The organism is Donghicola mangrovi (genome assembly GCF_013377535.1).
Taxonomy (GTDB): domain Bacteria; phylum Pseudomonadota; class Alphaproteobacteria; order Rhodobacterales; family Rhodobacteraceae; genus Donghicola; species Donghicola mangrovi.
Genome location: NZ_JABCJE010000014.1, coordinates 21811 through 44505, shown reverse-complemented (window position 1 = coordinate 44505; position 22695 = coordinate 21811). Strand labels below are relative to the sequence as shown.

Below are 22695 nucleotides of genomic sequence, written 5' to 3'. Positions count from 1 at the left end.
GGATGAAGCCGCCCCTACCGTTTTCCATTTTCGTCCTGCGGCGAACAGTAACGCGTTATCTCAAAGCAACCCGAACAACTGCGCGGCCTAGACCGCAATCACCGCTTGGGCTGCAATGAGTGCTTCAACTGCAGCCTGAACCTCCGCATAAAGCTCCGCTTCGAGCTCGCCTGCATCGATCTCGACAATCAGCGCATAGCGCACAGATGGCAAACCTTCGTACAGAAGCTTTTTCGACTTCCACCATCCGGTGACAGGGTGAACAGCCAGCAAGTTGCGCCGCGCTAGATCTGAAGCCTTACACGTCAACTGATCTATATGGAGGGAGCCAACATGGCGCCGATTGCTACCGAAGTCCCAAAGATCATCCTCGTCGCTTGCAGGACCATCGGGTTGTTCGGCTGCCTTGCTGATCCGAGCCAAGAATTGGGCTTCGTTCTCGCCAGCGCGATTGAGTTGGAAACGTAAGTTGTGGGACGCGTAGCGGTACCGAACGCCGCGCGAGGCTTCGGACGGGTTTGGAGCGATAAAGCTGCTGAGTGCCACCCGCAGATAGCGTCCGTCAATGAGGTGTAATTTCCCGGGTGGCCTGAGGGCATGATCAGGCGGCTTTCGTGGTAATGCTGAGAATGGGGTCGATCTCCTCCTTGTCGATCTGGGCGAAGGCTTCGACCATCATGTAGCGGCTGGCGGTCTGCCATTCGTCGTTCTGTTCGAAGAGGACGGCGCCGATCAGGCGCGTAATGGACGCTTCGTTGGGGAAAATACCCACGACATCGGCGCGGCGCTTCACCTCTTTGTTCAACCGCTCGATGGGGTTAGTCGAGTGCAGCTTCGTCCGGTGCTGCCGGGGAAAGGACATATAGGCCAGGACATCGTGCTCGCTGGCGTCCATGAGGTCAGCGAGCTTGGACCAGCGGGGGCGCAATTGCTCCGCGACCTTGTGCCAGATCTCGCCAGCGTGGGTGCGATCAGGTTGGTCGAAAGCCTGCCGGATCGCGGCGGCCACGACGGTATGCTGGCCGCGGGAAACATGCGCCAGGGCGTTCCGCATCCAATGAACGCGGCACCGCTGCCACGTTGCCTCGAACACCCGCGAGATTGCCGCCCTGAGCCCTGTGTGCGCGTCGCTGATGACCAGCCGCACACCACCGAGGCCCCGGGCCTTCAGGGACCGCAGAAACTCGGTCCAGAACGTCTCGGCCTCGGAGGGTCCAATGCCAAGGCCGATGATCTCCCTCCGGCCCTCGGTGTTGGCGGCGACAGCGATTATGGCCGCGACCGGCACGATGCGACCGCCTTGGCGAACCTTGAGGTAGGTCGCGTCGAGCCAAACGTAGGGCCATTCGCCGGTCAGAGGGCGGTTCAGGAACTCGCCGACCCGCTCGTCTATGTCCTTGCAAAGCTTCGACACGGTGCTCTTCGAGATGCCAGACAGGCCCATGGCCTGCACCAGTTCATCGACGCGGCGGGTGGAGACGCCGCCGATCCATGCCTCCTGGATGACAGCCACCAGCGCCTGTTCCGAGGTCTTCCTGGCCTCGAGGAAGCCGGGGAAATAGCTGCCCTGCCGCAGCTTCGGCACGCGCAGGTTCAGCGTGCCCAGGCGGGTGTCGAGCGCGCGATCGCGGTAGCCGTTCCTCCATGTGGTCCGTTCGCCGCTGCGTTCGTGCCGCCCGGCACCGATCAGGCCATCCACGTCGGCCTCCATGATCAGTTGCAGTACCGCCTCGGCGATGCTGCGCAGTAAATCGCCCTAGTCATGCTTGGCCATGAGCTCGGACAGGTCCATGTTGGTCTTGGTCATCGGGGTCTCCGTATGGTTCAGGTTGAAGCGTCGAAACTCCACCTCAATCCTACACCTCGATGGCCACCCGGGGTCACACCGTCGGCGGCGTCGAAATTACACCAACACCTCGGACACTATCGCAGGCATACAGCGACGCGACGATCCAGGCCTGTCTTACCATCAAGGTGTTGCTCGGCCTGCCACTCCGGCAAACGACTGGATTCGTGGCGAGCCTACTGGAGCTGTCCGGACTCGGATGGGCCGTGCCGGACTTCAGCACCCTGTCCCGGCGGCAGAAGACCTTGGACGTGACTATCCCATATCGCGGCTCCAAGGGGCGATTCACCTGCTCGTCGATAGCACCGGCATCAAGGTGGAAGGTGAAGGCGAGTGGCACGCGCGCAAGCATGGCGGCTCCAAGCGGCGCGTATGGCGCAAGATCCACCTTGGAATTGATGAGGAAACGCTGGAGATCTGGGCGGTCGAGGTCACCTCAAGCAATGTCGGCGACGCCCCGATGCTGCCGAACCTTCTCGCCCAGATCTCGGCGAACGAGGACATCGCCACTGTCACGGCTGACGGTGCCTACGACACACGCGCCTGCCACGATGCCATTGCGGCCCGTGGAGCAGCAGCGATCATTCCACCCCGTCGAAATGCCCGGCCTTGGAAGCCGGACACGGCAGGAACTCGCGCACGCAACGAGAACCTGCGAGCATCGAAGCACTTGGGCCGGGCACTCTGGCGGAACTGGAGCGGGTACCACCGGCGCAGCAGGGTCGAGACGAAAATGAACTGCGTGAAGCTGCTCGGCCAGCGGCTGATGTCCCGGGAATTCGACCGCCAGGTGGCGGAGGTCCGGATCCGGGTGGCGGTCCTCAACCGCTTCACGGCACTCGGCATCCCGATGACCGTGGCCGCAGGATAGGTGTGCCCGGGGAAAGGGGGATTGCGCTCGCCAGCTGATTTATCCAACAGAGCCGGTCCGCATGACTTTCGTCAAGGCTGCGCGAGTCGCCCGCGATTAACCAAATCGCATGACACGTTGTTCGTCCCTCCTGTTGTCCCTGGTCCTCGTCCTGAGCCTCATGCTTGGGGCGGGGGTTGGCGGCTACCTGCGGACCGCGCACGAGATCGCGGCGGCGGGGCAGGTGACGCTCGTCATCTGTGGCAAAAGCGGTGCGGAAACGCTGACGCTGGACCGCGATGGCAATGCCGTCGACCCGCAGGGCCGGACCTGCGCGCATTGCGGGGCTTGCCTGGGCGTGGCGGATGTCTCCCTGCCCGGACAGGTGCAGGACCGGGTTCCCTTCGCGCACGCGCGCCGGGTCCGCCCGATGGCGCTGCACCTGCCTCCGTCCCATCAACGCGAGATCCAGTCTGCGCGTGACCCTCCAGTGGCCCGGAGGGCCTGACACATGCTGCTTCGCACCCTTGCCCGATTGCTGAATGCCCTCACCCTTGCGCTGTTGCTGCCGATGGCGGCCCTCGCGCAAGATGCGCCGCTGCTGGCGCAATTCCTGCCCAAGGCCGCACCCGAGACACTTGTGCCCGGTGCGGATGGTTTCGGGGCGATCCGGCCCGACATTCCCGTGGCCCCGGTGCTGAGGCAGGGCGAAGTGGTGGGGCAGATCTTCCTGACCTCCGATTTCGTCAGCACCACCGGCTATTCCGGCAAGCCGATTCACACGCTGGTGGCGCTTGGCCCCGATGCCACCGTGCTGGGCGTTCAGCTGGTCAAGCATTCCGAACCCATCGTCCTGATCGGCATCCCCGAGAAGAAGATCACCGAGATGATGGCGGTCTATCGTGGCCTCTCGCTGGTCGAGGCGGCGCAGGGCGCGGCGCATGACCTGGAGATCATTTCGGGCGCGACCGTCACGGTCATGGTGATCGACGATTCGATCCTGCGCAGCGCTTTGAAGGTCGCGCGGGCGCTGGGGCTGGGCGGGCTGGCGCCCGAGGTTGACAGCGGGCCGCAGTTCGTGCTGGCCGACGGGGTGGCTGCCCCTGACGGCTGGATGGCGATGGAAGGCGACGGCACCGTCCGGCGGCTGTCGCTGGACGTGGGGCAGGTCAACGCGGCCTTTGCAGGAATGGACGACCCCCGCGCGGCGAAACGCGCGCTGAAGGAGCCGCCCGAAACGTCCTTCATCGACATGTATGTCGCGCCGGTGTCGGTTCCTGCCATCGGGCAGGCGCTGCTGGGCGTCGAAGATGCAAACCTGCGCGACTGGCTGGGCGAGGGCGATCACGCCATCGCGGTGCTGGGGCGGGGGCTCTATTCCTTCAAGGGCTCGGGCTACGTGCGCGGCGGGATATTCGACCGGATCGTGCTGGTGCAGGACGACGTCTCGGTGCGCTTTCATGACCGCGATCACCGCCGCATGGGGCCTGTCGCATTGGAGGACGCGCCCGAGTTCACCGAGCGCGACCTGTTCCGCATCCCCGCCGACAGCGGCTTTGACCCGACGAAACCCTTCCGCCTGCAACTGCTGGTGCAGCGCGAGGTCGCGGCGATCGAGAAGGTCTTTCTGAGTTTCGACCTTGGCTACCAACTGCCGCCGGGTTTCATGAATCCCGTGACGGTCGCAGCCGCGCCGGAGGTCAGCGAGGCGGACGCGCAAAGCGCACTTTGGCAGAAGATCTGGCAGGACAAGCGGCCTGAGATCGCCGTGGTTGCCGCCATGCTGGCGGTTCTGACGCTGGCGTTCTTCTTTCAGGGTTGGCTGACGCGCTCGGCCGCGCGGACTAAGTGGTTCCGTTACGGATTTTTGACGCTGACGCTGGTGTTCCTTGGCTGGGTCACCAATGCGCAGCTCAGCATCGTCAACCTGATGGCGCTGTTCGGGGCGCTGACCACGGGGTTCAGCTGGCAGGCGTTCCTGCTGGACCCGCTGACCTTCATCCTGTGGTTCTCCGTCGCGGCGGCGCTGCTGTTCTGGGGCCGGGGGGCCTATTGCGGCTGGCTCTGCCCGTTCGGTGCCTTGCAGGAGCTGACCAACCACGCCGCGCGCCGCCTCGGCGTGCCACAGGTGACACTGCCCTGGGGGCTGCACGAACGGCTCTGGGCGGTGAAATACATGATCTTCCTCGGGCTCTTCGGCGTCTCGCTGTGGTCGATCGAACAAGCGGAACACCTGGCCGAGGCTGAACCCTTCAAGACGGCGATCATCCTCAAGTTTATGCGCGCCTGGCCTTTCGTCGCCTATGCCGCGGCGCTGCTGATCGCCGGACTTTTCGTGGAACGGTTCTACTGCCGCTACCTGTGCCCCTTGGGCGCGGCGCTGGCGATCCCGGCGCGGCTGCGGATGTTCGACTGGCTGAAGCGCTACAAGGACTGTGGCAGCCCCTGCCAGACCTGTAGCAACGAATGCATGGTGCAGGCCATCCACCCGACGGGCGAGATCAACCCGAACGAGTGCCTGAACTGCCTGCACTGCCAGGTTCTGTACCAATCCGAGCAGAAATGTCCCGTCGTCATCCGCCAGCTGAAGCGGCGCGCGGCGGTGTCTCAACCCGACCTGCCTGCGAGGGCGGTCAACCATCCCAATACGTTGAAGAAGGAGAGTGGACATGTCTGAAGGTTTGAGCCGTCGTGGCTTCATGGGGGCCACCGCCACCGGTGCGGCGTTGCTGGGCAGCGCGGGGGGCCGAGTGGGCCTGATGGGCGGCACCGCCGCGCTGACACTGGCGGCCTCCGAGGCCAAGGCGCAAGCCCACGCCACGCCCGCACCGGGCGAGCTGGACGAGTATTACGGCTTCTGGTCCTCGGGCCAGACCGGCGAGATGCGCATCCTCGGCATCCCGTCCATGCGCGAACTGATGCGCGTGCCGGTGTTCAACCGCTGCTCGGCCACCGGCTGGGGCTCGACCAACGAGTCGCTGAAGATCCTGACGCAGGACATGATGCCCCAGACGAAGGAATACCTCGCAGCGCAGGGCAAGAAGGTCCACGACAACGGCGATTTGCACCACGTCCACATGTCCTTTACCGAGGGCAAGTACGACGGGCGCTTCCTGTTCATGAACGACAAGGCCAATACGCGGGTGGCGCGGGTGCGTTGCGACGTGATGAAGGCCGACCGGATCATCGACATTCCCAATGCCAAGGCCATCCACGGTCTGCGCCCGCAGAAATGGCCGCGCACCAATTACGTGTTCGCCAATGGCGAAGACGAGGTGCCGATGGTCAACGATGGCAAGGTGCTGGACGATCCGTCGCAGTATGTGAACTTCTACACCGCGATCAATGCCGATGACATGACGATTGCATGGCAGGTCATGGTGTCGGGCAACCTCGACAATACCGATTGCGATTACGATGGGAAATACGCGTTCTCGACCTCCTACAACTCGGAAATGGGCATGAACCTGGCCGAGATGATGGAGAACGACATGGACCATGTCGTCGTCTTCAACCTCAAGGAAATCGAGGCGGGGATTGCTGCTCGCGACTTCATCGAGTTGAACGGGGTGAAGGTGATCGACGGCCGCAAGGGCCAGAACAAGAAGTATACACGTTATATACCGATCCCCAACTCGCCGCACGGCGTGAACATGGCGCCCGACAAGGTCCACCTCTGCATCAACGGCAAGCTGTCTCCGACCGTGTCGGTGATCGACGTGCGCAAGCTGGATGCGCTGTTCGACAGCGACATCGACCCGCGCTCGGCGGTCGTGGCGGAGCCGGAACTGGGCCTCGGCCCGCTCCACACCTGCTTTGACGGCAAGGGCAACGCGCTGACCACGCTGTTCCTCGACAGCCAGGTGGTGATGTGGAACATCGAGAAGGCGGTGCAGGCCTATGGCGGCGCCGATGTCGACCCAATCATCACCAAGCACGACGTGCAGTACCAGCCGGGCCACAACTCGACCTCGATGGGCGAGACGCTGGACGCGGATGGCAAGTTCTACATCTCGATGAACAAGTTCTCGAAGGACCGCTTCCTTAACGTCGGCCCCCTGAAGCCCGAGAATGAGCAACTCTTTGCCATCGACGGCGAGACGCTGACCCTGATGCATGACGGCCCGACCTTTGCCGAGCCGCATGACAGCATCGTGGTGCATCGCTCGGTGGTGAACCCGCTCTCGGTGTGGAACCGCAACGACCCGATGTGGGCCGACACGCGGGCGCAGGCCGAGGCCGACGGCGTCGACATCGACGACGTGCATGACGCGGTGATCCGCGACGGCAACAAGGTGCGCGTCTACATGTCCTCCATGGCCCCGGCCTTCAGCTTGGAATCCTTTACAGTGCAACAGGATGACGAGGTCACGGTCATCATCACCAACCTCGATGACATCGACGACCTGACCCATGGTTTCACGCTGAACAATCACGGCGTGGCGATGGAGGTCGCGCCGCAGGCAACGGCCTCCGTCACCTTCACGGCGGCGAAACCGGGGGTCTACTGGTACTATTGCCAGTGGTTCTGCCACGCGCTGCACATGGAGATGCGCGGCCGCATGTTCGTCGAGCCGAGAGCGATCTGATGCGCTTTGTCCTTCTCTTTTGCCTGCTGGCCGCGCCTGTCTGGGCAGAGCGTGTGTCGGTTCCCGCGACGCCCGGTGCGCTGGTACGCGCGGTGGCCGAGGCGCAGGAGGGGGACGTCCTGATCCTTGCCCCGGGCCGTCACGACGGCCCGGTGGTGCTGAACGTTCCGCTCACGCTGGAGGGTGAAACCGGTGCCGTGGTGGACGGTCACGGGCTGGGGTCGGTCATCACCGTCGATGCGGCGGGGGTGACAGTCCGAGGCGTGGGCGTCACGAATTCCGGCCGTTCACATGACGCAATCGACGCCGGGGTGAAGCTGACGAAACGGGCGCGTGGCGCGCGCGTGCTGGACAATACCCTGACCGGCAACCTTGTCGGTGTGGAAGTGCATGGCGCGCGGGATGCGCTGGTGAAGGGCAACCAGATCGAAGGCTTGCGGCTGGCGCGGATGAACGACCGCGGCAACGGCATCTATGTCTGGAACGCGCCGGGCTCGGTGGTCGAGGGCAATACCGTGCGTTATGGGCGCGACGGGATTTTCTCGAACTCTTCAAAGAAGAATGTCTACCGGGACAACCTGTTCCGCGACCTGCGTTTCGCTGTGCATTACATGTATACAAATGATTCCGAAGTGTCGGGGAATGTCTCCATCGGCAATCACCTTGGCTTTGCCATGATGTATTCCGACAGGATCGTGGCGCGGGACAATATCTCGGTCAATGACCGCGACCATGGGGTGATGCTGAATTTCACGAACCAGTCGGACATCTTCGGGAACCTCGTGACGGGGGGGACCGAGAAATGCGCCTTTGTCTACAATTCCCACCGGAACCTGCTGGCCGAGAATGTCTTTGACGGCTGCGAAATCGGTGTGCATTTCACCGCCGGGTCCGAGAGGAACACGATCACCGGCAATGCCTTTGTCGGAAACCGCACGCAGGTGAAATACGTCGGTACGAAGGACGTGGAATGGTCCTTTGAAGGGCGGGGGAATTACTGGTCGGATCACGCGGCCTTTGACCTCGATGGCGATGCGCGGGCGGATTCCGCCTACAGGCCGAATGACTTGATGGACCATATCCTGTGGTCGCAACCGGCGGCGAAATTGCTGATGGGCGCGCCTGCGGTGCAATTGGTGCGCTGGAGCCAGGCGCAATTCCCGGCGGCGCGCACCGGCGGCGTGGTGGACAGTCACCCGCTGGTGACCGCCCCCTCCCGCAGCCTGCCGGAACCGTTTCAACTTTATGCCCAGGCAGTGCCGCTCTGGACGAAGGGAGGCGAGGATGACGATCCTGATGCTTTGCAATCTCACTAAGCGCTATGACGGTCGGGCGGCGCTGGACGACGTGTCCTTCCGCGTTGCGGCGGGCGAGCGCGTCGCGTTGTTGGGCCACAATGGCGCGGGGAAATCCACGCTGATGAAGACCGTCCTCGGCCTGCTCATGCCCGACGGCGGCTCGGTCGACGTGGCGGGGCATGCCCCCGGCAGCGCGGTGGCGCGGGCGGTCACGGCCTACCTGCCGGAGAACGCGGCCTTTCACCCCGCGCTGACCGGGCGCGAGATGCTGCGCCATTGCCTGCGGCTGCGCGGGCAACCGGCGCATCAGGCAGACGCGCTGTTGGAAAAGGTCGGGCTGGCGGATGCGGCGGACCGCCGGTTCGGCAGCTATTCCAAGGGGATGCGGCAGAGGGTTGGCCTTGCACAGGCCCTGATCGGCGCGCCGCGCCTGATGATCCTGGACGAGCCGACATCGGGGCTCGACCCCATTTCGCGGCGCGATTTCTACGCGCTGCTGGACGAGTTGGCCGGGCAGGGGACTGCGGTGCTCATGTCCTCGCACGCGCTGTCTGAGCTGGAGGCGCGCACCGACCGGCTTCTGGTGCTGTCCAAGGGGCGGCTGGTGGCCGAGGGCACGCTTGCACAGCTGCGCGCCGAGGCGCAGCTGCCGCTGGAGGTGCGGATCACGCCGCGCCGTGACGTCGATGGAACGGTGCGCGCGCTGTTCCCCGAGGCCAGCGGCGAGGGCGTCCTGCGCTTTCCCTGCGCACTCAGGGACAAGCTGGACGCGCTGAGCCGGATCGCGCAGGCGCGCGACTTGATCGTTGATTTCGACATCCACGCGCCGGGTCTGGACGACCTGTACGCGCGGATCAGCCAGAGGGGGGCGGCGTGATGCTGAACCGGATCCTGTCTACGGCGGAGATCGAATTCCGCATCGCGCTGCGCAACCGCTGGGTGGCCATGGGCGCAGCGATGATGGTGCTGTTCTCGCTGGTGCTGTCGGCGGCGGGGACGGGGGCCACCGGGGTGGCCGCCGATCCGCTCTCGGTGATCGTGGCGAGCCTCGTGTCGCTGGCCGTCTACCTCGTGCCTCTGATCGCGCTGCTGGTGTCCTTCGACGCCGTGGCCGGAGAGGCGGAGCGCGGCACGCTGGCGCTGACGCTGGCATATCCGCTGTCGCGGGGCAGCCTGCTGGCGGGGAAACTCGTGGCGCAGACCGTGGTGTTGGCGCTGGCGATCCTCGCGGGCTGCGGGGCGGCGGCACTCATGGGCTTCGCCATGGGCGGGAGGGAGGCCGTGCAGGGACTTGGTGCGCTGGGACGGCTGTTCTGGACCTCGCTCTTGCTGGGCATGGCGTTTCTGTCGCTGGGACACGCGCTGTCCTGCCTCGCGCGGAGGGCCTCGGGGGCGGCGGCCATGGCGATCGGGCTCTGGCTGGCGGTGATCGTGCTCTATGACCTCGGGCTGCTGGCCGCCGTGGTGGCGGATGACGGCGGCGCCTTCACGACCCGCGTGTTCCCCTATGCACTGGTGCTGAACCCTGCCGATGCCTTCCGCCTTTTCAACCTCGCCGCGTCGCAGTCGGTGGATGCGGCCTCGGGCCTGTCCGGCGCGGCGTCGAGCATCGCGGTGTGGAAGCCGCTTGCCGCGCTCCTTCTGTGGCCTGTTGTCGCCGCCCTTCTGGCGCGGCTGTCGTTCGAAAGGGTTCAGCCTTGAAACGCCTTTGCCTGATTCTGCTGTTGTCCGCCTGCAAGGAGGAGGCGCCCCTGCCGCTGCCCGTCGCCCTGACCGAGGAAAGCGCCGGGCATTACTGCCAGATGCTGCTGCTGGAACACGAAGGCCCGAAGGGGCAGGTCCACCTCGACGGCGCCCTCGCGCCGCTGTTCTTCAGTCAGGTGAGCGACACGCTGGCCTACCTCGCGATGCCGGAGCAGAGCCATGCCGTGACGGTCACCTACGTGCAGGACATGACCGGGGCCACATGGGCCGCGCCGGGGTCATGGATCGACGCGCGACAGGCGTTCTACGTCACCGGGTCCGATGCGACGGGCGGCATGGGCGCGCCCGAAATGGTTCCCTTTGCCACGCGCGCGGCGGCAGAGGGATTTGCCCTGGCACATGGCGGCAGGGTCGCGGTGCTGGATGATATCAAGGCGCTGGGGGAGGGTGCGCCCCTGCCAGCTGATGACGCCGACATGGCGCAGCGGATGCGCCGTCTTTCGGGTGGGGAGGGATGAGCATGGGATTGACACGACGTCGTTTCCTGCTGGCGGCCTGTGCTGGGGGGCTGGCAAGCGAACTGTCTGCGCAGGCCTTGCGCTGGCAGGGCACGGCACTTGGCGCGCGGGCGCAGATCCGCATGGTCCATCCGGAGGCGGATCGGCTGACCCGTCATGCCGTGGCAGAGATCTCCCGGCTGGAGCGGATCTTCAGCCTTTATGGCGACTCGGAACTGACCCGGCTGAACCGCGACGGTCGGCTGGTTGCGCCCTCCTTTGAACTGCTCGATTGCCTTGCCGTGGCGCGGCGGGCGCATGACGTCACGGGCGGCCTGTTCGATCCGACGGTGCAGCCGCTGTGGCTGGCGCTGGCCGAGGGCGGCGACGTGAACGCGGCGCGTGACGGGATCGGGTTCGACCGGGTGCGGTTCGACACCTCCGAGGTGCGGCTTGAGAGGGGGCAGGCGCTGACCCTCAACGGCATCGCACAGGGCTATGTCGCGGACCGCATCGCGGCGCTGTTGCGGGCCGAGGGCGTGGCGGATGTGCTGGTGGATACCGGCGAGATCTCCGCGCGTGGCAAGCCGCAGGCACAACCCGGCTGGCCCGTGCGGATTGCACGTACGGAGCGGAGATTGATGTTGCGCGACCGGGCGCTGGCGACCTCGGCCACGCTTGGTACCGTGCTGGATGCGGCGGGGCGGCAGGGACACATCCTGCACCCCACGGGCGCGCCGGTGCCGGACAGGCAGGTCAGCATCAGCGCCACCAGCGCCGCGATGGCGGATGCGCTGTCCACGGGGCTGTGCCTTGTCACCGGGGAGGCCGAGGTCCGCGCCTGTCTCGCCCGCGTCGAGGGTGCGCGGCTCGAAGCGATACTGAACGACCCAACCGAAACCTGAAGGAGTTCCACATGAGACTATTCACCATGACGCTGGCTGCGGCTCTGGCGTTGGCCGGGGCGGCGCAGGCCGCCGATCCGGCTGCGGGCGAGGCCGATTTCAAGAAGTGCAAGGCCTGCCATTCCATCGTGGCCGCTGACGGTACGGAGGTCGTGAAGGGCGGCAAGACCGGGCCGAACCTCTATGGCGTGATCGGGCGCACGATCGGCACCGCAGAGGGCTTCAAGTACGGGAATGACCTCGTGGCCGCGGGGGCCGATGGCTCGGTCTGGGACGAGGCTTCGCTGGCCGCCTACATCACCGACCCGAAGGGCTGGCTGAAGGAGAAGACCGGCAATCCGAAGGCGAAGACGACCATGAGCTACAAGCACAAGAAGGGTGCGGAAGACATGGCGGCGTGGCTGGCGACGTTGACCGACTGACGGGCTGCGGCCCCGGGTGATGCCGGGGGCCGGGTTCCCTCAGGACGCCTGGCTGTAGCGCGCGCCGGTGTCGGTGTAGGCGTCAAAGGCGCTGGCGATGATCCGCGTCAGGGCGCGGCCCTCGGGGTGGATCGCAAGGCGCGTGCCGTCGAGTGTCACGAGGTCGCCGTAGCGTTGCGCCACCTCGGCCATCACCGGGAGCAGCGCCTGCGCGGCAGGACCGAAGGGCGCAAGCGCCGCGAGGTCCAGCGCGAAATCGCACATGATGCGCTCGATGGCGGCGGCGCGCAGGAGGTCGTCGTCGCTCATGACATGGCCGCGCCCCCCGGCCAGTTCCCCGGCTTCGATGCGCTGCACGTAGGCGGGGGTGGCGCTGGCGTTCTGGATGTAGCCGGTGGGCAGGCGCGAGATCGACGAGGCCCCGAGGCCGATCCGCGTCGGGCATGTGTCGTCGACATAGCCCTGGAAGTTGCGGCGCAGATGGCCGGTGTGGGCGGCTTCGGCCAGCCCGTCGGCGGGTCGCGCGAAATGGTCGATGCCGATGGCGTCAAAGCCCGCCGCGCGGAACCGCGCACCCGCCTGCGCCGCCAGCGCGTGGCGGTCCTTGTCCCCGGGCAAGACGGATTGGTCGATCAGCTTCTGGCGCTTGGCCATCCACGGCACATGGGCGTAGCCGAACAGCGCGATGCGGTCGGGCGCGAGGTCGAGCACTTTGGACACGGTATCGTCAAGCCGCGCGGCGTCTTGGTGGGGTAAGCCGTAGACAAGGTCTGCGTTCAGCGAGCCGATCCCGGCGGCGCGCAGCATGTCGACGCATTTGCGTGTGTCTTCAAACGGTTGCGGGCGGCCGATGGCCTGCTGCACGAGGGGATCGAAGTCCTGGATGCCGATGCTTGCGCGGGTCATGCCTTCGGTCGCCAAGGCGGCGATCTTCTCCGCGTCCACCATCATCGGGTCGATCTCGACCGAGAATTCGTAGCCCTCGACGGGGGGAATGACCGCCTTCACGGCGCGGGCGAGGCGGTGGATCAACGCGGGCGGCAGGATCGTCGGCGTGCCTCCACCCCAGTGCATCCGGCCCATGCGCAACCCCTTGGGCAGGACATCGGCCAGCAGCGTCAACTCGCGTTCGAGCGTGGCGATATAGGCCTCGACCGGGGCGAGGGTCTGGGTGCCTTGGGTGCGGCAGGCGCAGAACCAGCAGAGCCGTTCGCAAAAGGGAATGTGGAAATAGACCGACACTGGGTCCGCCGGATCGAGTTCGGCGAGCGCCTGCGCCTGCTGCGTGGCCCCGACCGCAGGCGAGAACACCGGCGCGGTGGGATAGGAGGTGTAGCGGGGCACCCGGGCGTCGTAGAGGCCGAGGGACTCGAGGCGGTCGATCTGTTTCATGCGAGGGATATGCGCTTTTTCGCAGGGGCGCGACTTGACAGATGTCAAAGTGCGAGACGGTAAAGTCCGACAAAAGGCATCAGGATTGCAGCCCGCCCTGAGAGTTCGCCCGAAAGATCCCGCCATGAACCCCCTGCCAGCCTGCCTGGGTCTTGCCGTTCTGTTCGCGGCTTTCACCTGTCCTGCGACCGTCGCGCAACCGCTGGACCGGGACGCGGAGCGTGCCGCGCTTGGCGAGCGGCTGTTCTTTGACGTGAACCTGTCGCGGAACCGCAGCCAGTCCTGCGCCACCTGCCACGATCCCGCCCGTGGCTTCAGCGATCCGCGCGGCGCGGGCTCGCCGGGGGATGGCGCGGACACGCTGGGGGATCGCAACGCGCCGGGCATTCCCTATGCCGGGTTGGTGCCGCCGCTCGCGCGGCGTGCCGATGGCGAATGGCTGGGGGGCCTGTTCCAAGATGGGCGGGTATCTTCGCTGGCAGAGCAGGCGGGCGGGCCGATCCTGAACCCCATCGAGATGGGAATGCCCGACAAGGCCAGTGCCGTTGCGCGGCTGGCCGAGGACCCGGTCTATGCCGAAGCCTTTCCGCGGCTGTTCGGGATGGGCATCCTGCAAGACCCCGAGATGGGTTATGACGCCCTGACGCAGGCGCTGGCCGCCTACGAGGCGCGTCCGGAGATCAGTCCCTTTGACAGCAAGTACGACCGTTTCCTGCGCGGCGAGGCCGAGTTGACCCGCGAGGAGGAGCTTGGGCGGCTGCTGTTCTTCTCGGAGCAGTTCACCAATTGCAACCAGTGCCACCAGCTGTCGCAAAGCGCCATGGACCCGCGCGAGACCTTTACCGATCACCGCTACCACAACATCGGCGTGCCCGAGAACACGGAGCTGCGGGCGCGCAACGGGGTGGCGACGGGGACGCAGGACATGGGGCTTGCGGCGACGATCGACGATCCGGAGCAGGCGGGCAAGTTCCGCACGCCGACGCTGCGCAACGTCGCCGTGACCGGGCCCTACATGCACAACGGGGTCTTTGCCGACCTGCGCACGGTGATCCTGTTCTACAACCGTTACAACTCACGCGATCCAAAGCGCTGGACGAACCCCGAAACCGGGGAGCCGTTCGGGGTGCCGCAGGTGCCGCAGACGCTGGCCGTCACGGAGCTGACGCATGGTCCCGCGCTCGATGACCAGCGGATCGACGCGCTGGTGGCCTTTCTCGAGACCCTGACCGACAGCCGTTACGAGCCGCAGGACGACTGAGACAGGCTCACGGCTCCCCGGCTTCTGCAAGCAGTTGCCGGACCCAGCGGACCGCCAGCGCGGTGGCGGGAACCCCCAGCGGGATCGCGGCGAGAAGGGCGGCGAGGGGTGGCAAGGCGGGCAGGCCGACAGACTGGCTCAGAAGACCGGCCATGAAGAGGTTGATGGCCACCGCGGCGGCGACGAACGGGTATAGCGCCAGCGCCAGCCGGGAACACGTCATGGGGTCCCCTCCAGCTTCGGTATCGACCCGGCCCCCCGGGCAGCGGAGCGGTGCGACTCGATCTGGGCCGCGATCAGGCCCGGAGTCTCGGGCCAGGCGATGGCTGGCTGCAGAACACGGCCCGTGAAGCCAGCTTGGTGCAGGGCTTGAGGCAGGTCGATGCTGACATGCCCGGAGGCGAGCGCGAAGAGCGGCAGGCAGGCGGACCCTTCGGGCATATGCCGCGCCACCTCCGCGACATGCGGCGCCTCCTCGAGAAATCCCACCCGCAGGGGCGGACAGCCGGGGTGGGTCCGCAGGCGCTCTGCAAACAGCGCCGTGGCTTCCGCAGACCCGGTCGACCGTGCGCTGCCATGCGCGGCGAGCAGCAGGGACGTCTGGCTGGAAAGCCGTCGCAGGAGCATGGCCGGAAGGGCCGGGTCCATCCCGAAGGGGGCAAGCTGGCGCAAGGCACCGGCGCGACGCGGCAGGGCGTGTTGCGTGAACCAGCCCCGGGCCATGAAGAACGGCAAGATCAGCGGGTGTCCCAGCCCTGCGCAGGCGCGTTCGAAACATCCCTCGGCCGCCAGCGTTGCCGAGCCGATGCGCCAGCCAGGCAGGTGGCGTCCAACCTTGGCGGCAAGTGCCGCAAGCGCAGCCTCCTGCCCGTCCGGGTCGGAGGGACTGCCATGCGCGACGATCAGCGCCGCCTGCTCAGTGGCTCGTGCCATCGGAAAAGGTGATCTTGTTCCAGACATTGTACTTCCCCGAGGGCTTGCGCATCGGCAGGCGTCTGACCTCCTTCAGCGTCATCGCGTCGTAGACGATCACCGCGCCGTCATCTTCCCAGAGCGACACCAGCGCGTGGCTGCCATCCTTCGTGAACTCGATATGCGCCACGGTCTTGCCCGGCGCGGGGTCAAGCGTCTTCACGATCTCCAGCCTGTCCTTGTCGAGGATGTGCATCTTGTCCTTGTTCGGGCCAAAGAACACGTCCGCCCAGACGTAAGGCGAATTCTCGTGGCTGCGCAGGAAGAAGCCGGGGCCGAGCGTGTCCACCGTCTTCACCACCGACCAGTCGTCGGTGTCGATCACGGTCAGGCGGCCTTCCTTCAGGTGCGGCGTGGCCATGACGCGGCGTCCTTCGCTGATCCAGCTGATGCCGGAACCCAGATGCGGCATGCCCGGCAAGGGCAGTTCCGCGATCTGCCGCCCCACCTCGAGGTTCACCACCACGCCGCGTTCCCCGTCGCGGCTGGCACCGACCAGGTTGCGATACCCGGGATCGAAGAAGAAATCGTCGAGCGGCTCCTCCACCTTGATCCGACGCCGCGCGAAGAGGCCCTTCTCGGCGGCAAGCGACTCCTCCATACCCTTCTCATAGCTATGCACGAAACTGTCATGGAACGGCCCTGCCACCTCTGACAGCGCGATCTCCCAGATCTCCGGCGCGTCCTTCAGCGCGAGGATGAAGGAATTGCGTTGTGGCGCCTGGTAGACGGCGGAAACGCGGCTCTCGGAACCGTCCGCCGCAACGATCCGTCGCACCTGCACCGGTCTCAGGTCCGCATCAAGGATGGTCAGCGTGTGCGGCAAATAGTTCGCGACGGCGACCCACTGGCCATCCGGAGACAGGGCGATATTACGGGCATTGATCGCGGCGCGGGTCCGGGCGACCTCCTGCAGGGACCAGATGTCGTATTTCTGCACCCAGCCATCACGGGACATGATGGTAACGAAATGCCCATCGGGCGAGAACTTCGGCCCACCATGCACGGCAAAGGGGGTCGGGAAACGGTCGAGGACCTCGAAAGTGTCACCGTCCAGCACGCTGACGTGATGGTCGCCGGTCTCCACCACCAGCGTAATGTTCATGGGATCGGCGTCAAACACCGGCTTATCCGATGGCCTGTAGTCCGGGTTCGGCGTGTAGCTTTCGGCAATGTCTTCGGCAGTCCAGTCGGGGATCTCCGCAAGCGGCTGCGAGACATACTCCGCCACGGCGGCGATCTCTGTCGGGCCGAGCGTCCCGGCAAAGGCGGGCATCTGCGTTGCGGCGCGGCCATGGGCGATGACCTGCTCCAGTGAGGCACCGCGCAGGCGGGCCAGCGCCTCGGGGATCAGCGCCGGGCCGATGGCCCCCAGACGCGCCTCGCCATGGCAGGAGGCGCAGAGGTCGGCGTAGATCGCGCCCCCGTCCTGCGCTTGCGCGCCCGTCGCGACGACCAGAGACAAGGCGCTGACGAGGTTAGAAAAACTGGTGCGCGGGGTCACGGGTCTTGCCTCTGAAAGGGGTAACTTCAAGCCGGTCAGCTTCTGCGAGGCCGATCTCGGCGTTGGAGAGATAGCAGGCCGGGTCTTCAGCCCAGGGGTCGCCGGTGATCTGCAACGCCCGGATGCGGGTGTTGCCACCACAGACCTCCTTGAACGCACAGTCGCCGCAGCGGCCCTTCAGCGGGCGCGGCCTCTGGCGCAGGGTCGCGAGCATCGGGTCGTCCCCGGTCCAGAGTCGCGAAAAGGGAGTCAGTTTAACGTTTCCTATGGTGTAGTCAGACCAGTAGGTATCCGGATGTACCGTGCCCATGGGCGCAATGTTCGCTACACCCAGTCCGCTGGAATTTCCGCCCCAGGCGCGCAGGTGATCCTCCACATGCGCCACCTTCTCCTGCGAGAAATGCCGCCGCGCCCAGTTCAGGAAATAGACCGCGTCGGCGTCGTTGTTGCCAGTGACGATCTCCAGCGGCTGGTCCTCCGCCACGGCGACCCAAGCCCGCTCAATGAGCTGGTCCATGGCCCGCCGGGTATGGCTGCGCCCGGTATCATCGCCGCGGTTCTTGTCGCCACGCCCGGCATAGACCAGATGCGAGAGGTAGAACTTGTCCACCCCCTCGCCGTCGCAGAGGTCGAGCATGTCGTCCAGCATATGCGCGTTCTGCTCGGTCAGGGTAAAGCGCAGGCCGACCTTGATCCCGCGCTTGCGGCATTCCCGCACCCCGGTCAGCGCCGCGTCGAAGGCACCGCTCAGACCCCGAAACGCATCGTTCACCGCACCGATACCGTCGAGAGAAATCCCGACGTAGTCAAAGCCGATTTCCGCGATCCGGTCGGCATTCTCGGCGGTGATCTTCGTGCCATTTGTCGACAGCGCCAGATGGCGGAATTTCAACTCGGCCGCCCGCTCGGCGATCTCGAAGAAGTTCGGCCGCGACATCGGCTCGCCTCCCGACAGGATCAGCGCCGGGATGCCGAAGGCTTGGAGGTCGTCCAGCACCCGCATGGTCTGCCCGTCGTTCAACTCCCCCGGAAAGGGCACATCCGCCGAGACGGTATAGCAATGCCGGCAACGCAGGTTGCAGCGGCGGGTCAGGTTCCAGATCACCACCGGTTTGACCTGTCCAGTGCCGGAGCCGCTGCCGCGCCGCGTCTTGACCGGCGAAGGCGCGACCAGTTCGTTCATGTATTGTGTCAGGCGGAACATCTCAGCCGTCTCCCTGCAGGCGCATTCCAGTCTTCTTCAGGATACGCGTGGAATAGAGGTTGTCGTCGCTACGAAGCGCATCGCCCAGGATCGCGCGAATATCAGCCCGATGCGCCTCCACCTCGGCCCGGTCAGAACCGTGAATCATGGCAAACAGGTTGTAGGGCCACTGCGGCAGGGCGCGCGGGCGCAGATAACTATGAGTGACAAAGGGCAGCGCGCCCACCTGTTCGCCCAAGGTTTCGGCAGTGTCATCCGCCACGTCCCAGACGCTCATTCCGTTGGCCACCATTCCGAGCGCGTAGTGATTGGGGGCCACGGCGATGCGCCGGATCACGCCCGTCTCCTGCATCGCAGACAGGCGGCGTGTCACCTCCTCCGGCGCGAGGCCCAGCCATTTGGCCACCTCGGCATAGGGCTGCGGCACCAGCGGCAGCCCGCCCTGCGTGGCCTTGAGGATCTTGCGGTCGATGGCGTCCAGCATCTGTCCCTCTCTCAGGCGGTCACGCGGAAGCCGATGAAGAACTCCCGCAGTTTCGGAAAGCGCAGAACGGCCAGCCCCGTCTCCGCCTCGATCGCGTCGGCTTCGGCGGTGATCCGTTCCGGCCTGTCGCAGGCGAGGACGAACCACATGTTGAGCGCGTGATCGCGTTGATAATTATGTGCCACGGCGTCATGCGCATTGACCAAAGTCACGACCTCCTCGAAACGCTCCTCCGGCACCGCCATCGCACAAAGGCAGAAGGCTCCGCCCATGGCCGCCGCATCGAGGAACGGACCGAAACGCGTGATCGCGCCGAGGTCGCGCAGGCGCATCACCGTGTCGATGACCTCCTGTTCGGTCAGGCCCAGCTCCGCTCCGACCGTGGCAAAGGGTTGATCGTCCAGCGGGAACCCGTCCTGAAGGCGGTTCAGAACGGCGCGGTCTGTGGGGCCGAGCACCCCGGCGGCCAGCGGTTGGCGGCGCATCATCATGCGGCTTTCTCCTCTGCCAGCCGCGCGCCCGTCTGCTTGAAGCAGCGCAGCGAGAACAGCGGCAGGTGGTCGACACCGGCCAGTTCCGGCAGGGCGGCGGCACGGGCCAGCACCTCGAGCGCCTCGCCGCGCGACCTTGCGTGGATCATGGAATACAGGCCGTAGGGCCAGAGCCCGGCGACGGTGCGGCGCTGGTAACACAGGGTCACGCCCGGCACCTGCGCCAGCGCCGTGCCCGCCGCGACCATGCGATCCTCGGGCACCTCCCAGACCACCATGGCATTCGATGTCCAGCCCACGGCGCGGTGCCGCACGATCACGCCAAGCCGCGTCAGGATGCCCGCCGCCAGCAGCGCGTCGATCCGGGTCAGCACGCAGCCTTCGGACCAGCCAAGGATCGCGGCGACCTGCGCATAGGGGCGTGGGTCAAGCGGCAGGCCTTGGCTCAGCAGGTGCAAGAGGGGCCGGTCACTCTCGCGCAGCGCGCCTTGGTCCACTTCCGCCCGCGTGGTCATACAGCGCCGCTCACCAGCAAGCGGAAAGCCGAGGTCGATGTTGAAGGGCCGCACCAGCCGCAAGTCCAGCACCGGCAAACCGGTATCGGCTTCGATCCGCGCGAGGTCTTCTGCCAGCGCGTCGCTCGAGGGCGCGGCAGCAACGAACCAGAGGTTCCAGTCATGCTCGCGAAGATAGGAGTGGTTGACCGCGGGCCGGCGGCTGACCTGCGCCGCCACCTGTTCGATCCGCTCCTCGGGGATCGCCATGGCGGCAAGGGTCGAGGCCCCCGCCGTGTTGGGCCGTACCGTGGCACCGACGCGGGCAATCCGCCCGTCCGCTTGCATCGCGCTCAAATGCGCCAGCACGGTGTCCTCGTCGGTCCCGAGGTTTTCGGCCAGTACCGCAAAGGGGCGCGGGGTCAAGGGAAAATCCCGCTGGAAATCGTCCAGCAGACGTTGGTCGAGCGTGTCGAAACGGTCCAGCATGGTTTACAGCCCCGGTTGATGCGCGCGCGCGGTGAAGAAGATGCCGGACGGGGACTGCGCCTCGATCCGGGCTTTCTGGGCAAAGGTGTGGGTGTCGTAGACAAGGATGGCGTTGTCATCGCGGGACGAAATCCACGCCTCGGCCCCGCGTGGGGCGAATTCCATGTGCAGGATCGCCTTGCCCGGGTTCAGGGTTTTCACCACCTCGTGGGTGCGGCTGTCCACCACCTGCACCACGTCATTGAGCGGCGTGGCGAAGTTCACCCAGACATACGGCGAGGCAGGCTGCGCGATGATGAAGACGGGTTGGCCATGCACCGGGGTGCGGCCTGTCTCGACCAGCGTGTCGCGGTCCACCCATAGCAGTTCATGCTGGCCCACGGCAGGCAGGACGAATTGTCCCTGCGCAAAGGCCCAGCCTTGCAGGTGGGGCATCTTGTAGACCGGCATGTCGTCCTCGGTCTTGCCGTAGTTTTCGAGGAATTTCCGGGGCTTGGGCGTGTCGTCCCAAAGGTCGATGGCACTGACGCCCTTTTCCCCGAAGAGGCCGACCAGGTACGTATGCGCGTCATCGGTGACCACCGCGTCAAAGGGGTTCTCGCCCACTTTGCCAAGATCGGTGATGACGGGTTCCGGGCCGGAGAAGTCGCCGACGAAGGCATGGCCCGTGTCCCAGACCGCCCAGGCAAAGCGGCGTCCGGGCAGGTCGGCAAGGCCGATGGTCTTGCCCTCGGCGGGGATGTCGGCGACCAGCGCCAAGGTCTCGGCGTCGAAGACCTTCACCCCGCCCGGGGTGTAGTTCGACACGGCGACGAGCCGGCCATCGTCGGAGATCGCGCCGCCGATGGAATTCCCCGCCTGGATGGTCCGGGCGACCACCTGCCGCGACAGCATGTCGACCTTCGACAAACCGCCGTCGCGGCCAAAGACATAGGCGAAGCGCTCGTCCGGCGAGTAGGTCATCGACGCGTGCGACAGGTCGCCCAACCCCTCGATCCGCCCCAGGGCCGCATGCTCGGAGCGGTCCAGCAACAGCAGCGACCCGGTGGCGCGTTCGACGACCAGCCCGAGGTCTCCCGTGGCAAAGGCATCCTCGGCCAGGGCGGCAAAGGGCGAGAGCGACAGCAGCGCAGCCCAAAGATACGATTTCATCACTTCACCTCCAGCAGGTAATCGGCGATCCAGCGCGCCTCGGGTTCACTCAGCAGCGGCCGCCAGGGCGGCATCGCGGTGCCCGGCACGCCGTCGAGGATGATCGCCTGAAGGGTTTCGGGATCGGCCCCGTCGAGCGCCTCGCGGGTCAGCGGCGCGCCGAGCCCGCCCTTGAGCGTCAGCCCGTGACAGGAGCCGCAATCCTGGATCACCATGTGTTCGAGCTCGGCGGCCCGCGCGGACGCGACCTCCGCCCGCACCGCGCCGGCGCAGAGCGCCAGCACGATCACGAGGCCGAGGGGGATCACACCGTCAGGCATAGGCGGCCTCCGCGAGGGACGCGGCCTCCGCCGGGTAGAGCGTGACGACATGGCCGATGATGAACAGCACGGGGGCGTTCATGCCTGCATCCGCCATGTCGACGGAGAGGGTGCAAAGTGTTGACAACAGGCGCTTTTCGCGCGGGGTGGTGGCAGAGGCCACGGCCATGACGGGCAGCACGGGCGGCATGCCGTGGGCCATCAGGTTGTGCGAGATCTCGGCGATGTTCATCGTGCCCATGTAGACGACGAGGGTGGTGTCGGTATCTGCGAGACTTTCCCAGTCGAGGTCCAGCGCCGCGTCGCGGGCCCGGTGGCCGGTGACGTAGCGCACGCCGGTGGCAAGGCCGCGATGGGTCAGCGGCACCTTGGTCGCGCAGGACGCGCCCTGCGCCGAGGTGATGCCGGGGACGTAATCGTAGTCGATGCCTGCGGCCGCGAGGTCAAGTGCCTCTTCGCTGCCCCTCCCGAAGATCAATGGATCGCCGCCCTTGAGGCGCACGACGCGCTGGCCCTGGCGGGCGAGTTTCACGAGGATGTCGTTGATCTGCTCCTGCGGAACCTTGTGGCATGTCGGCAGCTTGCCCACGTCGATCCGGTCCACGCGTGCCGGGATCAGGGCCATGATCTCGGGCGAGACGAGGCGGTCGTAGACCACGACGTCGGCCTCGGTCAGCAGGCGCAGGGCGCGGACCGTCAGCAGGTCGGGGTCGCCGGGGCCTGCGCCCACGAGGGAGACTTTGCCGCAGGAGAGGTCTTTCATGGCTCGGTGTCCTGTCAGGAGGTGCGGGGAGGGGGGCCGATGTGCTCGGCCCCCCTTG

The 22695-nt window shown here is 66.0% G+C and carries 23 protein-coding genes and 1 pseudogene; 11 read left to right on the top strand and 13 right to left on the bottom strand.

Going from position 1 to position 22695, the window contains the following annotated elements; translation table 11 throughout:
- Positions 1 to 87 precede the first annotated feature (87 nt).
- Together HJ536_RS18645 and HJ536_RS18640 are read right to left on the bottom strand one after the other, a co-directional pair.
- Positions 88 to 546 (bottom strand): hypothetical protein, encoded by a 459-nt coding sequence (locus HJ536_RS18645; RefSeq protein ID WP_177158918.1) that lies wholly within the window; start codon positions 544 to 546, stop codon positions 88 to 90.
- 55 nt (positions 547 to 601) lie between these two features.
- The gene (locus HJ536_RS18640) at positions 602 to 1747 is read right to left on the bottom strand and encodes an IS256 family transposase (protein ID WP_177158952.1); all 1146 of its coding nucleotides are present in this window, start codon (positions 1745 to 1747) and stop codon (positions 602 to 604) included.
- Positions 1748 to 1929: 182 nt separating this feature from the next.
- Here HJ536_RS18640 and HJ536_RS18635 point away from each other — a divergent pair.
- The 10 genes and pseudogenes from HJ536_RS18635 to HJ536_RS18590 all read left to right on the top strand — a co-directional run.
- Positions 1930 to 2717: pseudogene (locus tag HJ536_RS18635) on the top strand (IS5 family transposase); the annotation flags it as partial.
- A gap of 109 nt (positions 2718 to 2826) precedes the next feature.
- Entirely contained in the window at positions 2827 to 3204 is a 378-nt protein-coding gene (locus HJ536_RS18630) for a hypothetical protein (RefSeq protein WP_177158917.1), read from the top strand.
- Positions 3205 to 3207: 3 nt separating this feature from the next.
- Positions 3208 to 5373 (top strand): NosR/NirI family protein, encoded by a 2166-nt coding sequence (locus tag HJ536_RS18625; RefSeq protein ID WP_177158916.1) that lies wholly within the window; start codon positions 3208 to 3210, stop codon positions 5371 to 5373.
- Entirely contained in the window at positions 5366 to 7285 is a 1920-nt protein-coding gene (gene nosZ / locus HJ536_RS18620) for a TAT-dependent nitrous-oxide reductase (RefSeq protein ID WP_177158915.1), read from the top strand. Before HJ536_RS18625 ends, nosZ begins: the two co-directional genes overlap by 8 nt.
- Positions 7285 to 8601, top strand: a complete 1317-nt coding sequence (locus HJ536_RS18615; protein WP_177158914.1) for a nitrous oxide reductase family maturation protein NosD — start codon at positions 7285 to 7287, stop codon at positions 8599 to 8601. The genes nosZ and HJ536_RS18615 overlap by 1 nt, the downstream gene beginning before the upstream one ends.
- Entirely contained in the window at positions 8570 to 9460 is an 891-nt protein-coding gene (locus HJ536_RS18610) for an ABC transporter ATP-binding protein (protein ID WP_177158913.1), read from the top strand. Before HJ536_RS18615 ends, HJ536_RS18610 begins: the two co-directional genes overlap by 32 nt.
- Positions 9460 to 10284: an ABC transporter permease gene (locus HJ536_RS18605; protein ID WP_177158912.1), complete on the top strand. Its 825-nt coding sequence runs from the start codon at positions 9460 to 9462 to the stop codon at positions 10282 to 10284. Before HJ536_RS18610 ends, HJ536_RS18605 begins: the two co-directional genes overlap by 1 nt.
- Positions 10281 to 10805: a nitrous oxide reductase accessory protein NosL gene (locus HJ536_RS18600; protein ID WP_177158911.1), complete on the top strand. Its 525-nt coding sequence runs from the start codon at positions 10281 to 10283 to the stop codon at positions 10803 to 10805. The genes HJ536_RS18605 and HJ536_RS18600 overlap by 4 nt, the downstream gene beginning before the upstream one ends.
- A 2-nt stretch (positions 10806 to 10807) precedes the next feature.
- The gene (locus HJ536_RS18595) at positions 10808 to 11689 is read left to right on the top strand and encodes an FAD:protein FMN transferase (RefSeq protein WP_177158910.1); all 882 of its coding nucleotides are present in this window, start codon (positions 10808 to 10810) and stop codon (positions 11687 to 11689) included.
- An 11-nt stretch (positions 11690 to 11700) separates the two neighbouring features.
- Positions 11701 to 12111, top strand: a complete 411-nt coding sequence (locus tag HJ536_RS18590; RefSeq protein ID WP_177158909.1) for a c-type cytochrome — start codon at positions 11701 to 11703, stop codon at positions 12109 to 12111.
- A 39-nt stretch (positions 12112 to 12150) separates the two neighbouring features.
- Here the strand turns inward: HJ536_RS18590 and hemN are convergent, their stop codons facing one another.
- Positions 12151 to 13503: an oxygen-independent coproporphyrinogen III oxidase gene (gene hemN, locus HJ536_RS18585; RefSeq protein WP_177158908.1), complete on the bottom strand. Its 1353-nt coding sequence runs from the start codon at positions 13501 to 13503 to the stop codon at positions 12151 to 12153.
- Between the two features lie 124 nt (positions 13504 to 13627).
- Between hemN and HJ536_RS18580 the strand changes: the two genes are divergently transcribed.
- Positions 13628 to 14764 (top strand): cytochrome-c peroxidase, encoded by a 1137-nt coding sequence (locus HJ536_RS18580; protein ID WP_177158951.1) that lies wholly within the window; start codon positions 13628 to 13630, stop codon positions 14762 to 14764.
- 7 nt (positions 14765 to 14771) lie between these two features.
- Here HJ536_RS18580 and HJ536_RS18575 read toward each other — a convergent pair whose 3' ends face one another.
- Genes HJ536_RS18575 through cobA form a run of 10 tightly spaced genes read right to left on the bottom strand, consistent with a single transcriptional unit; the run spans position 14772 to position 22637 of the window.
- Positions 14772 to 14987: a hypothetical protein gene (locus tag HJ536_RS18575; RefSeq protein ID WP_177158907.1), complete on the bottom strand. Its 216-nt coding sequence runs from the start codon at positions 14985 to 14987 to the stop codon at positions 14772 to 14774.
- Entirely contained in the window at positions 14984 to 15697 is a 714-nt protein-coding gene (locus HJ536_RS18570) for a CbiX/SirB N-terminal domain-containing protein (protein WP_177158906.1), read from the bottom strand. The genes HJ536_RS18575 and HJ536_RS18570 overlap by 4 nt, the downstream gene beginning before the upstream one ends.
- Positions 15681 to 17240 (bottom strand): cytochrome D1 domain-containing protein, encoded by a 1560-nt coding sequence (locus HJ536_RS18565; protein ID WP_177158905.1) that lies wholly within the window; start codon positions 17238 to 17240, stop codon positions 15681 to 15683. The genes HJ536_RS18570 and HJ536_RS18565 overlap by 17 nt, the downstream gene beginning before the upstream one ends.
- A complete protein-coding gene (gene nirJ / locus HJ536_RS18560) occupies positions 17215 to 18444 on the bottom strand; it encodes a heme d1 biosynthesis radical SAM protein NirJ (RefSeq protein ID WP_177158904.1) in 1230 nt (409 codons plus the stop codon). The genes HJ536_RS18565 and nirJ overlap by 26 nt, the downstream gene beginning before the upstream one ends.
- Before the next feature lies 1 nt (position 18445).
- Positions 18446 to 18928, bottom strand: coding sequence for a siroheme decarboxylase subunit beta (gene ahbB / locus HJ536_RS18555; RefSeq protein ID WP_177158903.1), 483 nt, complete (start codon positions 18926 to 18928; stop codon positions 18446 to 18448).
- Between the two features lie 11 nt (positions 18929 to 18939).
- The gene (locus HJ536_RS18550) at positions 18940 to 19413 is read right to left on the bottom strand and encodes an Lrp/AsnC family transcriptional regulator (protein ID WP_177158950.1); all 474 of its coding nucleotides are present in this window, start codon (positions 19411 to 19413) and stop codon (positions 18940 to 18942) included.
- A 2-nt stretch (positions 19414 to 19415) separates the two neighbouring features.
- Positions 19416 to 20402: a siroheme decarboxylase subunit beta gene (gene ahbB, locus HJ536_RS18545; RefSeq protein ID WP_177158902.1), complete on the bottom strand. Its 987-nt coding sequence runs from the start codon at positions 20400 to 20402 to the stop codon at positions 19416 to 19418.
- Positions 20403 to 20405: 3 nt separating this feature from the next.
- Positions 20406 to 21554 carry a cytochrome D1 domain-containing protein gene (locus HJ536_RS18540; RefSeq protein ID WP_177158901.1) on the bottom strand — a complete coding sequence of 383 codons (1149 nt, stop codon included), beginning with the start codon at positions 21552 to 21554 and terminating at the stop codon, positions 20406 to 20408.
- Positions 21554 to 21874 carry a c-type cytochrome gene (locus HJ536_RS18535; protein ID WP_177158900.1) on the bottom strand — a complete coding sequence of 107 codons (321 nt, stop codon included), beginning with the start codon at positions 21872 to 21874 and terminating at the stop codon, positions 21554 to 21556. Before HJ536_RS18535 ends, HJ536_RS18540 begins: the two co-directional genes overlap by 1 nt.
- A complete protein-coding gene (cobA, locus tag HJ536_RS18530; protein WP_177158899.1) occupies positions 21867 to 22637 on the bottom strand; it encodes a uroporphyrinogen-III C-methyltransferase in 771 nt (256 codons plus the stop codon). Before cobA ends, HJ536_RS18535 begins: the two co-directional genes overlap by 8 nt.
- Between the last annotated feature and the right edge of the window lie 58 nt (positions 22638 to 22695).

Bases quoted from the DNA above. Each gene is read 5' to 3' on its own strand.
- HJ536_RS18630 (WP_177158917.1), top strand. From the start codon at position 2,827: ATGACACGTTGTTCGTCCCTCCTGTTGTCCCTGGTCCTCGTCCTGAGC.
- HJ536_RS18625 (WP_177158916.1), top strand. From the start codon at position 3,208: ATGCTGCTTCGCACCCTTGCCCGATTGCTGAATGCCCTCACCCTTGCG.
- nosZ (WP_177158915.1), top strand. From the start codon at position 5,366: ATGTCTGAAGGTTTGAGCCGTCGTGGCTTCATGGGGGCCACCGCCACC.
- HJ536_RS18615 (WP_177158914.1), top strand. From the start codon at position 7,285: ATGCGCTTTGTCCTTCTCTTTTGCCTGCTGGCCGCGCCTGTCTGGGCA.
- HJ536_RS18610 (WP_177158913.1), top strand. From the start codon at position 8,570: ATGACGATCCTGATGCTTTGCAATCTCACTAAGCGCTATGACGGTCGG.
- HJ536_RS18605 (WP_177158912.1), top strand. From the start codon at position 9,460: ATGCTGAACCGGATCCTGTCTACGGCGGAGATCGAATTCCGCATCGCG.
- HJ536_RS18595 (WP_177158910.1), top strand. From the start codon at position 10,808: ATGGGATTGACACGACGTCGTTTCCTGCTGGCGGCCTGTGCTGGGGGG.
- HJ536_RS18590 (WP_177158909.1), top strand. From the start codon at position 11,701: ATGAGACTATTCACCATGACGCTGGCTGCGGCTCTGGCGTTGGCCGGG.
- hemN (WP_177158908.1), bottom strand. From the start codon at position 13,503: ATGAAACAGATCGACCGCCTCGAGTCCCTCGGCCTCTACGACGCCCGG.
- HJ536_RS18580 (WP_177158951.1), top strand. From the start codon at position 13,628: ATGAACCCCCTGCCAGCCTGCCTGGGTCTTGCCGTTCTGTTCGCGGCT.
- HJ536_RS18575 (WP_177158907.1), bottom strand. From the start codon at position 14,987: ATGACGTGTTCCCGGCTGGCGCTGGCGCTATACCCGTTCGTCGCCGCC.
- HJ536_RS18570 (WP_177158906.1), bottom strand. From the start codon at position 15,697: ATGGCACGAGCCACTGAGCAGGCGGCGCTGATCGTCGCGCATGGCAGT.
- nirJ (WP_177158904.1), bottom strand. From the start codon at position 18,444: ATGTTCCGCCTGACACAATACATGAACGAACTGGTCGCGCCTTCGCCG.
- ahbB (WP_177158903.1), bottom strand. From the start codon at position 18,928: ATGCTGGACGCCATCGACCGCAAGATCCTCAAGGCCACGCAGGGCGGG.
- HJ536_RS18550 (WP_177158950.1), bottom strand. From the start codon at position 19,413: ATGCGCCGCCAACCGCTGGCCGCCGGGGTGCTCGGCCCCACAGACCGC.
- ahbB (WP_177158902.1), bottom strand. From the start codon at position 20,402: ATGCTGGACCGTTTCGACACGCTCGACCAACGTCTGCTGGACGATTTC.
- HJ536_RS18540 (WP_177158901.1), bottom strand. From the start codon at position 21,554: ATGAAATCGTATCTTTGGGCTGCGCTGCTGTCGCTCTCGCCCTTTGCC.
- HJ536_RS18535 (WP_177158900.1), bottom strand. From the start codon at position 21,874: ATGCCTGACGGTGTGATCCCCCTCGGCCTCGTGATCGTGCTGGCGCTC.
- cobA (WP_177158899.1), bottom strand. From the start codon at position 22,637: ATGAAAGACCTCTCCTGCGGCAAAGTCTCCCTCGTGGGCGCAGGCCCC.